Annotated in this window: 13 protein-coding genes; 8 read left to right on the top strand and 5 right to left on the bottom strand. The window is 41.6% G+C overall.

What is annotated here, in order from left to right:
* A complete protein-coding gene (gene bioD / locus CKV69_RS06825) occupies window positions 1–642 on the top strand; it encodes a dethiobiotin synthase (protein WP_005719383.1) in 642 nt (213 codons plus the stop codon).
* 129 nt (window positions 643–771) lie between these two features.
* Window positions 772–1530 (top strand): carbonic anhydrase, encoded by a 759-nt coding sequence (locus tag CKV69_RS06820; protein WP_014326384.1) that lies wholly within the window; start codon window positions 772–774, stop codon window positions 1528–1530.
* Between the two features lie 103 nt (window positions 1531–1633).
* Here CKV69_RS06820 and oppF read toward each other — a convergent pair whose 3' ends face one another.
* The 5 genes from oppF to CKV69_RS06795 form a co-directional block, all read right to left on the bottom strand.
* Window positions 1634–2623 carry a murein tripeptide/oligopeptide ABC transporter ATP binding protein OppF gene (gene oppF / locus CKV69_RS06815; protein ID WP_005755531.1) on the bottom strand — a complete coding sequence of 330 codons (990 nt, stop codon included), beginning with the start codon at window positions 2621–2623 and terminating at the stop codon, window positions 1634–1636.
* Window positions 2620–3612 (bottom strand): ABC transporter ATP-binding protein, encoded by a 993-nt coding sequence (oppD, locus tag CKV69_RS06810; protein WP_005719387.1) that lies wholly within the window; start codon window positions 3610–3612, stop codon window positions 2620–2622. The genes oppF and oppD overlap by 4 nt, the downstream gene beginning before the upstream one ends.
* Window positions 3613–3633: 21 nt before the next feature.
* Window positions 3634–4545, bottom strand: coding sequence for an oligopeptide ABC transporter permease OppC (oppC, locus tag CKV69_RS06805; RefSeq protein ID WP_005725001.1), 912 nt, complete (start codon window positions 4543–4545; stop codon window positions 3634–3636).
* Window positions 4546–4572: 27 nt separating this feature from the next.
* Entirely contained in the window at window positions 4573–5493 is a 921-nt protein-coding gene (oppB, locus tag CKV69_RS06800) for an oligopeptide ABC transporter permease OppB (RefSeq protein WP_005725003.1), read from the bottom strand.
* A gap of 97 nt (window positions 5494–5590) precedes the next feature.
* Complete coding sequence (locus CKV69_RS06795; protein WP_005755533.1) at window positions 5591–7237, bottom strand: ABC transporter substrate-binding protein; 1647 nt, start codon at window positions 7235–7237, stop codon at window positions 5591–5593.
* Between the two features lie 291 nt (window positions 7238–7528).
* Here CKV69_RS06795 and yceD point away from each other — a divergent pair, with 291 nt between their 5' ends.
* The 6 genes from yceD to fabG all read left to right on the top strand — a co-directional run bounded on the left by yceD (window position 7529) and on the right by fabG (window position 12075).
* Window positions 7529–8053, top strand: a complete 525-nt coding sequence (yceD, locus tag CKV69_RS06790; protein ID WP_005719396.1) for a 23S rRNA accumulation protein YceD — start codon at window positions 7529–7531, stop codon at window positions 8051–8053.
* 17 nt (window positions 8054–8070) lie between these two features.
* Window positions 8071–8241 (top strand): 50S ribosomal protein L32, encoded by a 171-nt coding sequence (gene rpmF / locus CKV69_RS06785; protein ID WP_005719398.1) that lies wholly within the window; start codon window positions 8071–8073, stop codon window positions 8239–8241.
* Window positions 8242–8270: 29 nt separating this feature from the next.
* Window positions 8271–9290 (top strand): phosphate acyltransferase PlsX, encoded by a 1020-nt coding sequence (gene plsX, locus CKV69_RS06780; protein ID WP_014326383.1) that lies wholly within the window; start codon window positions 8271–8273, stop codon window positions 9288–9290.
* A gap of 79 nt (window positions 9291–9369) precedes the next feature.
* A complete protein-coding gene (locus CKV69_RS06775) occupies window positions 9370–10323 on the top strand; it encodes a beta-ketoacyl-ACP synthase III (protein WP_014326382.1) in 954 nt (317 codons plus the stop codon).
* A 61-nt stretch (window positions 10324–10384) separates the two neighbouring features.
* Window positions 10385–11323: an ACP S-malonyltransferase gene (gene fabD / locus CKV69_RS06770; RefSeq protein WP_005758138.1), complete on the top strand. Its 939-nt coding sequence runs from the start codon at window positions 10385–10387 to the stop codon at window positions 11321–11323.
* Between the two features lie 23 nt (window positions 11324–11346).
* On the top strand, window positions 11347–12075 hold the full coding sequence (gene fabG / locus CKV69_RS06765; protein ID WP_005725020.1) for a 3-oxoacyl-ACP reductase FabG: 729 nt from the start codon (window positions 11347–11349) through the stop codon (window positions 12073–12075).
* Window positions 12076–12274: the final 199 nt, after the last annotated feature.

Raw genomic sequence — 12274 nt, 5'->3', positions numbered from 1 at the left:
ATGGCAAAGGTTTTTTTTATCACTGGCATCGACACCGATATTGGCAAAACCATCGCCACAGGTTGGTACGCCAAGAAACTGATGCAACAAGGCGCAAGTGTCATCACGCAAAAGATGATCCAAACAGGCTGCCGAGGAATTGCCGAAGATTTACTCATACACCGAAAAATACAAGGTATTGAGCTTACAGAAGAAGATAAGCAAGGTATCACTTGTCCTTACGTGTTTGATTATCCTTGCTCACCGCATTTAGCCGCGAAATTAGAACAGCGCACGATCGAACGTAAAAAAATTGAAACCTGCACCGCACTTTTGTGTGAAAAATATGATTATGTATTATTGGAAGGGGCGGGCGGCTTGTGTGTACCTTATAATGAGGAAGAAACCACCCTTGATTATCTTTGTCAGCATCAATACCCCGTGATTTTAGTCACCTCTGGCAAGCTAGGTAGTATTAATCATACCTTATTGAGTTTACAAGTACTCAACTCCAAAAGAGTAAGTGTGCATGCTGTGATATACAACTTGTATCCGGAAACAGATCAAGTCATTAGCCAAGAAACACAACATTTTTTACGCCGTTATTTAGAGAAATACTCGCCTAATACCTTATTTGAAATAATGGATTTGATTTCGGTCTAAGATATATTCTTGAGCAAGTTATACTTGAAATGGAGTGTTGTTTTGCCTAAGATGAAAGCGTCTCGGATTAAGACATTATTGAGTTTAGGTTGTCTCATCAATTCATCTCTTTTAATCAGGAGCTAGGCTATGAAAAAATCAAACCTTTTTGTGCTTACGTTAGGTGCATTAGCATTGACAGCGTGTACAAGCCCCCTTAAGAAAGAAGAAACGCACACGCATTGGGGATACACCGGACACGAATCGCCAGAACATTGGGCTGAACTTTCACCCAAATTCCGTATTTGTGGCGAAGGTAAAAACCAAACACCAATAGATATCAAGCATACGATTGATGGTAAGTTAGCGCCGATTAAGCTGGATTATCGACCTTCCAATGTGGAGATTGTCAATAATGGGCATACTATTCAAGTGGATTTCAAAGAGGCAAGTAATCGCATGCAGCTTAATGGAAAGACCTTTACCCTTAAACAATTCCATTTCCATGTGCCGAGTGAAAACGTAATTCGAGGTAAATCCTTCCCGATGGAAGCACATTTTGTACACGCAGATAATGAAGGGAATCTTGCTGTGCTTGGTGTGCTCTATGTATTATCAAGTGAAAACCAACGGTTAGCCCCAATTTGGCAAAACTTCCCGCAAAAAGCAGGGGAGAAATATACGCTTAGTACCGCTTTTGACCCAGCAACATTAATTCCGAAAAAACGCGATTACTATCGTTTCAGCGGGTCATTAACCACACCACCTTGTTCTGAAGGTGTAAATTGGTTAGTGTTAAAACACTATGACAACATTAGCCAATCTCAAGTTGAGGCGTTTGCGACTTTGATGAAAGGACACAATAATCGTCCAGTACAACCGATCAATGCACGTGTGATTGTTGAATAACTTCTCTGTATCGTAATCCCTATCTCAGAGCGAAAGTATCACGAAAGTTTGACTGTGAATATTCGCAAAAAAACAACCGCACTTTTTTGTGCGGTTGTGTGTATTACTCGGCTTTAAAACAAGCAACAACGTGATTATCTCGTCCTTTGAGGAGCGGTTTGTCTGCAATACAGTGTTGATCTGCCAGTGGGCAACGGGTGCGGAACACACAGCCCGACGGCGGATTAATTGGAGAAGGGAGATCGCCTTCAAGCAATTGAATTTGTTTATTGCGTTCTAATTGGGGATCAGGAATCGGTACCGCAGACATCAAAGCTTTAGTATAAGGATGCTTAGTATCGTGATAGACTTGTTCATAGTCACCTAATTCCACCGCGTTACCAAGATACATTACCAAAACACGATCGGAAATGTGTTTCACCACAGCAAGGTCGTGTGCAATGAAAATCAATGATAGCCCCATTTCGCGTTGTAAAGATTTCAATAAATTCACTACTTGTGCTTGGATTGAAACATCTAAGGCGGACACTGGCTCATCGCAAATAATGAGTTTGGGTTCCACAATCAAGGCGCGCGCAATCCCGATACGCTGACATTGTCCACCCGAAAATTCATGTGGATAGCGATTGATTAAGTTAGGTAATAAGCCCACTTTCATCATCATCGCGCGTACTTTTTCTTTCACTTCTTCCGCGGTTAAATGGGGTTGGTAAATTTTTAATGGTTCGGCAATGATACTGCCAATGGTCATCCGTGGATTCAGGGAGGCTAAAGGATCTTGGAAAATCATTTGAATATCGCTACGGATCGCTTTCCATTCTTTCGCACTTTGCTGAGTTAACTCCTTACCTAGCCATAAAATATTACCGCCAGAGCTTTCCACTAAGCCAATAATCGCGCGTGCGAGAGTTGATTTTCCACAGCCCGATTCACCGACCACACCTAAGGTTTCGCCTTCGTATAACTGAAAAGAGACATGATTGACGGCCTTTAAAGTTTGGTGTTTAGCAAAGAATAAAGATTTCGTATCTTTAATGTTGAAATGAACGCTTAAATCCTTCACTTCTAGGATCACTTTTTTCTCTGTGTTCATGATGCGTTACCTCGGATTAATTGCTCGGCAGGGACAAAACAAGCGCGTAAACGTTGATCATTTAACAAGGTTAACGCCGGTGCTTTGAGGCATTGTTTAGTTGCATGAACGCAACGTGGTTGGAAAGGACAGCCACTCGGTAAGCGTAATAAGTTAGGTGGATTACCCGGAATAGTAATGAGTTCTTCTTCCTGTCCGTCAACGCGAGGCACTGCACCAATTAAGCCGATAGAATAAGGGTGGCTTGGGGTATAGAAAATTTGCTCAGCGGTGCCGTATTCCATGGTTCTGCCTGCATACATCACCAACACATTATCGCAAATTCCTGCGACCACACCGAGATCGTGAGTAATCATGATAATGGCGGTATTAAACTCACTTTTTAATTCGTTTAATAAAGTCATGATTTGAGCTTGCACCGTCACATCGAGCGCAGTTGTGGGTTCATCCGCAATGAGGAGTTTCGGACGGCAAAGTAATGCCATCGCAATCATCACACGCTGACGCATACCGCCGGAAAATTCATGCGGATACATATTCATACGTTTACGTGACTCCGGCATTTTCACCGCATCTAACATCCGTACCGATTCTTCAAACGCAGTTTTATGATCCATGCCTTTATGCAACATCAGTACTTCCATTAGCTGTTCGCCGATTTTCATATAAGGGTTCAGCGAGGTCATTGGATCTTGGAAGATCATCGCAATTTGTTCAGCACGCAAGCGGTTAAGTTGTGTTTCAGGCAAGTTGAGAATCTCTTGTCCATTAAATTTTGCTGATCCTGAAATTCGCCCGTTATCTGCTAATAGCCCCATTAGAGCAAAGGCGGTTTGCGATTTTCCTGAGCCAGATTCGCCGACAATGCCGAGGGTTTCACCGGCATTTAAAGAAAAAGTCAGATCATTGACGGCAGTAACATCGCCATCTGGGGTCTTAAAGGTTACGCGCAAATCTTGTACATCGAGTAATAAATTGTGAGTTGTCATTTTTCTCTCCAAGCGCGGGTATTAACGGTCTTTCGGGTCAAGCGCATCACGTAACCCGTCACCGATAAAGTTAAAACAAAATAGGGTAATGACTAAAAAGAGTGCGGGGAAGATTAAGAGCCAAGGCGCAGCCTCCATGGATTTTGCACCGTCATTGAGAAGACCGCCCCAGCTACTTAAAGGCTCCTGTGTGCCGAGACCTAAGAAACTTAAAAAGGATTCAAATAAGATCATGCCTGGTACAAGTAAAGAGGCATAAACGACTACGACACCAAGTACGTTTGGCACAATATGACGCCAAACAATTTGACGTGAAGATACACCGCACACAATCGCAGCTTCAATAAATTCTTTTTGTTTCAAACTCAAGGTTTGTCCACGTACAATCCTTGCCATATCGAGCCAAGACACCATGCCAATTGCGACGAAGATTAAGAAAATGTTCCGTCCAAAGAAAGTGACTAAAAGGATAACAAAGAACATGAAAGGAAAGGAGTTAAGAATTTCCAAAAAGCGCATCATAAAGGTATCGACTTTGCCACCAATATAGCCAGATGTAGCACCATATAAGGTTCCGACTAAGACTGCAATTAAGGCACCAGCAATGCCGACTAACAGAGAAATACGTCCTCCGATTGCCACACGTACTAATAAATCACGCCCCGAGGCATCTGTACCAAAATAGTGCATGGTTTCCCACTCAGGTGGAATCGAAATTGCACCAAAATCAAGTTCGTCATAAGGGTAAGGCATGAGCATTGGCGCAAAAATGACGAACAAGCTAATGCAAAATAACACAAATAAGCTGGTTAAGGCGGCTTTATTGTGAAAAAAACGACGACGTGCATCTTGCCATAAGCTACGACCTTCAAGCGTGTCTAATTTTTCTGTCACCGCTTCTAGCAATTCAGTATCTTTTTGATTGTTTAACATGAGTTGACTTCCTACAACAATTGCCAATTAATAACGGATTTTGGGATCAATCACCGCATAAAGAATATCGACGATCGCATTGAATGCGATGGTTAAGGCGCCGACTAAAATAGTGAGGCTTAGGACAAGTGAGTAATCACGATTCAGTGCGCCATTCACAAACAGTTGACCAATCCCGGGAATACCAAAAATACTTTCGATCACCATGGAGCCAGTAATAATCCCCACGAAAGCGGGTCCCATATAAGAAATGACGGGCAGCATAGCCGGACGTAAAGCGTGTTTGAGTAGGATACGACGCATCGGTAAGCCTTTTGCTTTAGCTGTACGAATGAAGTTGGAATGTAGGACTTCAATCATGGAACCACGGGTAATACGTGCAATACTTGCAATATAAGAAAGGCACAGAGCAATCATGGGCATCAGCATGAATTTAAATGCACCGCCTTCCCAACCGCCAGACGGTAACCATTTTAATGAAATAGAGAAAATTAAAACTAACAATGGGGCAACAACAAAGCTGGGGATGACCACCCCAGTCATAGCAAAGGTCATGATCACATAATCAAGCCATTTATTCTGTTTCAGTGCGGCAATAGTACCTGCGCTGACGCCAAGGATAAGTGCGACAAAGAACGCGGAAATGCCGAGTTTGAATGACACAGGAAAGGCGGCTGACACGAGCTGATTGACGGTATAGTCTTTGTATTTAAAAGAAGGACCAAAATCACCATGCGCAAGATCTTTTAAATAGATCAGGTATTGTTTATAAAGTGGCTCATTTAAATGATATTTGGCTTCAATATTGGCGATCACTTCCGCTGGGTAATTTTTTTCACTGGTAAAGGGGCTACCTGGCGCTAAGCGCATCATGAAAAATGAAATCGTAATTAAAATAAAAAGCGTTGGAATTGCCTGTAAAAGACGGCGAAGAATTAATTTAAACATACAAGATAATCCAATCCATAGATCGCAAGGTGCGAAAACTAAAAAAGTGCGGTCGGTGTGACCCAAGTCGTGACCGCACTAAAATATATCAAAATGATTATTTGACTAAATAAACATCTTTTAGATAGAAGTTCTTACCAGGATGATTGATTGGGAATCCTTTCACATAAGGTTTCACCATACGTGGATCAACATAGTAATAGACTGGAACCAATGCTGCATCTTTAGCAAGTTGCGCTTCGAGTTTGGCATAAATCTCTGCGCGTTGAGCATCTGTTTCAGCTAAGTACGTTTCTGAAAGCAGTTTGTCAAATTCAGCACTCTTATAGAAGGCCGTGTTATTACTACTGGTTGATAAGAAGTAATTTAAGAACGTACTTGCTTCATTATAGTCCGCACACCAACCCGCACGTGTTACTTGATAGTTACCTTGATGACGTGTATCTAAGTAAGTTTTCCACTCTTTGTTTTCTAACGTCACTTTCACGGCACCTGCGAGGTTTTTTTGCCACAATGAAGAGGCGGCTAAAGCAATTTTTTTGTGGTTTTCAGAAGTGTTGTATAGCAATGTGAAATTCAATGGATTGCTCTTATCAAAGCCTGCTTCTTTTAACAAGGCTACAGCTTGTTTATTACGCTCAGCTTGCGGGAGTGCGACCCAGTCTGGTTTTTCGATTTTTTCACCACCGTTAATATATGGCGGTGTAAAGCTATACGCCGGTACTTGACCTTGTGCTGTCACTTTTTCTGTAATGATGTCGCGATCGAGTGCCATCGCAAGGGCTTTTCTGACACGTACATCATCAAATGGTGGTTTCTTGTGGTTAATTTCATACAAATAAGTACAAAGTGACGCAGGAGTATAAACTTCATTTGGGTATTCTTGTTTTAGTTTACTAAACAGCTCGACTGGTAAGGCGTGGTTGGTGATGTCTAAATCCCCTGCACGATAACGCGCCACGTCAGTATTTTCTGATTCAATTGGGTACAGTGTTACACTTGTTAAAACGGTTTTCGCATGATCCCAATAATGTGGGTTTGGTACTAATTCTAATTTTTCATTAATTGTCCAATTTTTGACCGTAAATGCGCCATTACCTACGATATTTTTTACATCTGTCCATTTGTCACCGAATTGTTCAACTAATTTTTTGTTGACTGGTGCTAAGACATAATGCTCGGTTAATTTATCTGCATAAGGCACGCTTGCCGATAAGGTCAGTTCTAACGTATGCGCATCAAGTGCTTTAACACCGAGTTCTGTAATTGGTTTTTTACCCGCTACGACATCTTCTGCATTCAATAATTTGAGGTATTTTAGATAGCTAGAATAAGGTGATGCCGTGTTTGGATCGGCTAAACGTTGGAAAGAGAAAACGAAATCTTCAGCAGTGACAGGTTCACCATTTGACCATTTTGCGTCTGGACGAAGATGGAATGTCCATTTTTTAAAGTCTGGGCTATGTTCCCATTTGATCGCTGCACCTGGGATAATATGTCCTTCTGCATCAGAGATCACTAGGGTTTCGAATAATTGACGGGAGGTAAAGCCTTCTGGTGTTCCTTCAATTTTATGTGGATCTAATGAAGCAGGGTTGGAGCCAATATTCCAACGTAATTCTTGTTTGGCGGCTAATTCGGTGCCCGCGGGTACTTCTGCTGCGAAGGTTGTTTGTGTAGCAAAAAGCGTAAAGATACTTGCTAATGCCACATTAAGTCCTGTTTTTTTCATTGTGTTTGTCATAGTTTTCCCTTTATTTTATGAGTAAAAAGAAATTCTATTAATAAAGCAAAAAAATCAGACTGTAAAGTGCCGAACGTGTTATTTGTGAGCTATTTTTGATAAAATTTGAATCAACACTCTCTTTTTTCCTGTTATCTTGCATTTTTGCTACGTTTTATTAACAATTCGCCATAAGGCTTTTGTATTGAAAAGTGGAGAAAATCATTTTTCTTATACTTTCTCATGAGGTTCACGTAAAAAGTAATAATTTCCTTTGACTATTTTGTTCTCAAACGGTAATATTCACGCCCTATGCAAAAGGTAAAATTACCCCTAACTGTTGACCCAGTAAAAGATGCGCAGCGACGCTTAGATTATGACGGCTATTACGCTATTAATCAGTTGACGCGCCTTAATGAGTCAGTAAGTAAAGTGCTCAGCGATGCACAGGTTAGATTATCGTTTTTTATTGATCCACAAAAATTAGTGGTCATGAAGGGGCAAGCAAGTGTAGAAGTAGAGTTAATCTGCCAACGTTGTGAAAAGCCCTTCGTGCAAATGATTGACTGTACTTTTTGTTACAGTCCAGTGGCTAATTTGGATCAAGCCGATGTATTGCCCGAAATTTATGAACCAATCGAATTTAACGCGTTTGGGGAAATAGATTTAGTTGGTGCGATTGAAGATGAATTAATTTTAAGTCTGCCAATAGTGCCAATGCATTCATCTGAACACTGTGAAGTGTCCGTGGCTGAACAGGTTTTTGGCGAATTGCCCGAAGCGCTGGCAAAAAAACCGAACCCGTTCGCTGTATTAGCTAGTTTAAAGCAAAAGTAAATTTAGGAGTATAGCCAATGGCTGTTCAACAAAACAAAAAATCTCGTTCACGTCGTGATATGCGTCGTTCACACGATGCCTTAACCACTGCTGCAATATCTGTTGATAAAGCAAGTGGTGAAAAGCATTTACGTCACCATGTAACTGCTGATGGTTACTATCGTGGTCGTAAAGTGATTAACAAATAATTTCTAGTTTATTTAGAAAAGGTAATCACTTGAGTCGTCTAACCCTTGCGTTAGATGTGATGGGCGGGGACATTGGTCCCCGTATTACTATCCCCGCATCCCTCATTGCGTTGGAAAAAGATCCAATGCTTTCTTTATTATTGTTTGGTGATAGCCAACAAATCCTTCCTCTGCTTGAAAATATTCCTGCGTCAATGAAAGAACGTCTGACAGTCTGTCATTGTTCACGTACGATTGATAATGAACATGGTATTTCCTATGCCTTACGTCATAGTAAAGGCACCTCAATGCGTTTAGCAATTGAAGCGGTGCAGAAAGGGGATGCGCAAGGTTGTGTGAGTGCGGGGAATACCGCAGCGTTAATGGGATTGTCGAAGATCTTATTGCAACCTTTAAAAGGGATTCAGCGTCCCGCTTTGATTTCCGTGATTCCCACCGTGGATGGTGGAAAAAGTGTGATGCTTGATCTGGGTGCCAATATTGATTGTGACGCAGAAAACTTGTATCAATTTGCATTAATGGGCAGTATTTTTGCTGAAAATACCTTAAACTTAGTCTATCCTAGAATTGCCTTATTGAATATCGGTAGTGAAGATATTAAAGGACATAAGTCGATTCGTGATGCGGCGATGTTATTAGAAAAAGATCCCGCGTTGAATTACACGGGGTTTATTGAGGGTAACTTTCTACTAAATGGTCACGCCGATGTGATTGTCAGTGATGGTTTTGTAGGAAATGTGGCATTGAAAACCCTTGAAGGTGCGGCAAAAAATGTGATCGCCTTGATTAAAGGGAAATCGAAAAATAGTCTGTTAAAACCGCTATTTTCTTGGTTACTCACCCATATTTTTAAAGAGAGTTATCAACGTTTAAAGCGAATTAATCCTGATGAATACAATGGTGCTTCCTTGATTGGATTAACGGCAGTTGTTGTCAAAAGTCATGGTAGTGCAAATAGCGATGCGTTTGCTTATGCGATTGCTGATGCGGCGTTTCAAACACGTCAGCAAATCCCAACAAAAATTCTGGCTGGTTTAGAAAAGTACTAGCTGTATCAATATTAAAAAAATAATAGGTTAGAGCAACTTCAATTAGCCCATTTGGCTACGATTTTTAACGAGATTTCTTATGTATAGTAAAATCTTATCCACCGGGAGTTATTTACCCAAACATATCCGTACGAATGCCGATTTAGAAAAAATGGTGGACACCTCTGATGAATGGATTTCGGAACGTACTGGCATCAAAGAACGTCGCATTGCAGAAGAAAGCGAAACTGTGGCAACCATGGGATTTGAAGCTGCCCAGAATTGCTTAGCGGTATCGCCTATGGATGTCAATGAGATTGATCTTATTGTCGTCGCGACGACTAGCGCAACACATGCTTTTCCAAGTACGGCATGTCAAATTCAGAAAATGCTCGGCATAAAAGACGCGATTGCGTTTGATGTCGCAGCAGCCTGTTCGGGCTTTGTTTACGCCTTAACCGTTGCCGATCAATTTATCCGTACCGGAAAAGTAAAAAAAGCCCTCGTGATTGGGGCGGATCTCTTTTCCCGCGCGTTAAATCCAGAGGATCGAGGCACGATTATTTTATTTGGTGATGGTGCCGGTGCTGTGATTTTAGAAGCAAGTGAGCAAGCGGGGATCATTTCAACGCATTTACATGCAACAGGCGAAAGTGCTGAAGTCTTAACCTTAGCTAATCAGACGCGCGGTATTGAATCCGATCCTGCCTATTTAGAAATGCAGGGCAACGCAACCTTTAAAATTGCAGTACGTGAATTAGCAAATGTGGTGGAAGAAACCTTAGAAGCCAACCAGTTAGATAAGAAAGATATTGATTGGTTAGTTCCACATCAGGCGAACTTGCGGATTATTTCCGCTACCGCAAAAAAATTAGATATGGATATGTCGCAAGTCGTGGTTACACTTGATCGCCATGGCAATACGTCTGCAGGCAGTATTCCAAGTGCGCTTGATGAGGCGGTGCGTGATGGACGTATTCAGCGTGGACAATTGTTGTTATTAGAAGCATTCGGCGGTGGTCTGACTTGGGGATCGGCGTTAGTTAGGTTTTAATAGCCGGAATTGACTTAAAGTGCGGTCAGTTTTCAGTATTTTTAAAAATAAGGAAAATAACATGAAAAAATTTGCAATGGTTTTTCCAGGACAAGGCTCTCAAGCTGTAGGAATGTTAGCGGAATTAGCTACAGAATATCCTGTGGTGGAAGAGACCTTTAAACAAGCTTCAGATGTGTTAGGTTATGACTTGTGGCAACTTGTGCAACAAGGACCTGCGGAAGAACTGAATAAAACTTGGCAAACACAACCAGCACTGTTAGCCGCATCTGTTGCTATTTATCGTGTATGGCAAGAGAAATATCCTCATTTGAAGCCAGACGTGATGGCTGGACATAGTTTAGGTGAATATTCTGCTTTAGTATGCGCGGGCGCACTTGATTTCCAAGATGCAGTCAAATTAGTGGAGCTGCGTGGTAAATTAATGCAACAAGCGGTTCCCGAAGGGACCGGCGCGATGTATGCGATTATTGGTTTAGATAATGAAGCCATCATCAGTGCCTGTGCCGACGCAGCGCAAGGCGAGGTGGTGTCTGCGGTGAATTTTAACTCGCCGGGGCAAGTGGTGATCGCGGGAGCAAAAGCAGCGGTTGAACGTGCTGCAGCTGCTTGTAAAGACGCCGGGGCAAAACGTGCCCTGCCTTTAGCGGTAAGTGTGCCTTCTCATTGTGCGTTAATGAAACCAGCAGCAGATCAATTAGCCGTGTCTTTAGATAATATTGCGATTAGAACACCAACTACAGCGGTTATCAATAATGTGGATGTCGCGTGTGAAACGGAAAATAGTGAAATTCGTCACGCACTTGTTCGTCAATTATATAGTCCAGTGCGTTGGACAGAAACCGTTGAACGTATGGCAAAAGATGGTGTGCAGGTTTTAGTTGAAGTCGGTCCAAACAAAGTCTTGACGGGTTTAACAAAACGTATCGTCGCTGATTTACAAGCTACTGCGGTTAATGATCTGACATCATTAAATGCGGTTGATGAACTATTCGCTTAACTCATTAAAAAAGGGGAGATTCAATGCAGGGTAAAATTGCATTAGTAACAGGCGCAACGCGTGGTATTGGTCGTGCGATTGCAGAAGAATTAAGTGCAAAAGGCGCATTTGTTATCGGTACGGCAACGTCTGAAAAAGGCGCAGAAAGTATTTCTGCCTATTTAGGCGAGAAAGGTAAAGGGCTTGTGCTGAACGTGTCTGATCTTGCCTCGATTGAAACAACGCTAGAGAAAATCAAAGCAGATTTCGGTGAGATTGATATTTTAGTCAATAATGCAGGCATTACACGTGATAATCTGTTAATGCGCATGAAAGATGAAGAATGGTTTGATATCATGCAAACTAATTTAACTTCGGTGTATCACTTATCAAAAGCCATGTTGCGTTCTATGATGAAAAAGCGTTTTGGTCGCATTATTACGATTGGTTCGGTAGTCGGATCGATGGGTAATCCTGGTCAAACTAACTATTGTGCTGCGAAAGCAGGCTTGATTGGTTTTAGTAAAGCGCTTGCAAAAGAAGTGGCTTCGCGTGGTATTACTGTGAATGTAGTAGCGCCTGGTTTTATCGCAACCGATATGACAGATGTGTTAACAGAAGAGCAAAAAGCCGGTATTTTATCTCAAGTTCCAGCAGGGCGTTTAGGTGATCCAAAAGATATTGCCAAAGCGGTCGCCTTTTTAGCTTCGGATGATGCGGGTTATATTACAGGTACTACATTACATGTGAATGGTGGGATGTATACCAACTAATAGTCATAATGCAATTACAGATTTTAGGGGATAAAAGCATAGCCAAATTTTTTGCTTAATGTTAAAATTCCCCTCGCATGTAACTTGGTTACGCCACTTTAAGCGTATATGAAGTAACGTAACTATATTTTCACTGTATGTGTTTTTTGAAAAATGCTTTTAAGGTTTGACCACCGACAAAAATCATTGTAACTTTACA

It is taken from the genome of Pasteurella multocida (genome assembly GCF_900187275.1).
GTDB classification, from domain to species: domain Bacteria; phylum Pseudomonadota; class Gammaproteobacteria; order Enterobacterales; family Pasteurellaceae; genus Pasteurella; species Pasteurella multocida.
This window is presented reverse-complemented; position numbering and strand designations above follow the sequence as displayed.

Bases quoted from the DNA above. Each gene is read 5' to 3' on its own strand.
- bioD (WP_005719383.1), top strand. From the start codon at position 1: ATGGCAAAGGTTTTTTTTATCACTGGCATCGACACCGATATTGGCAAA.
- CKV69_RS06820 (WP_014326384.1), top strand. From the start codon at position 772: ATGAAAAAATCAAACCTTTTTGTGCTTACGTTAGGTGCATTAGCATTG.
- oppF (WP_005755531.1), bottom strand. From the start codon at position 2,623: ATGAACACAGAGAAAAAAGTGATCCTAGAAGTGAAGGATTTAAGCGTT.
- oppD (WP_005719387.1), bottom strand. From the start codon at position 3,612: ATGACAACTCACAATTTATTACTCGATGTACAAGATTTGCGCGTAACC.
- oppC (WP_005725001.1), bottom strand. From the start codon at position 4,545: ATGTTAAACAATCAAAAAGATACTGAATTGCTAGAAGCGGTGACAGAA.
- oppB (WP_005725003.1), bottom strand. From the start codon at position 5,493: ATGTTTAAATTAATTCTTCGCCGTCTTTTACAGGCAATTCCAACGCTT.
- CKV69_RS06795 (WP_005755533.1), bottom strand. From the start codon at position 7,237: ATGACAAACACAATGAAAAAAACAGGACTTAATGTGGCATTAGCAAGT.
- yceD (WP_005719396.1), top strand. From the start codon at position 7,529: ATGCAAAAGGTAAAATTACCCCTAACTGTTGACCCAGTAAAAGATGCG.
- rpmF (WP_005719398.1), top strand. From the start codon at position 8,071: ATGGCTGTTCAACAAAACAAAAAATCTCGTTCACGTCGTGATATGCGT.
- CKV69_RS06775 (WP_014326382.1), top strand. From the start codon at position 9,370: ATGTATAGTAAAATCTTATCCACCGGGAGTTATTTACCCAAACATATC.
- fabD (WP_005758138.1), top strand. From the start codon at position 10,385: ATGAAAAAATTTGCAATGGTTTTTCCAGGACAAGGCTCTCAAGCTGTA.
- fabG (WP_005725020.1), top strand. From the start codon at position 11,347: ATGCAGGGTAAAATTGCATTAGTAACAGGCGCAACGCGTGGTATTGGT.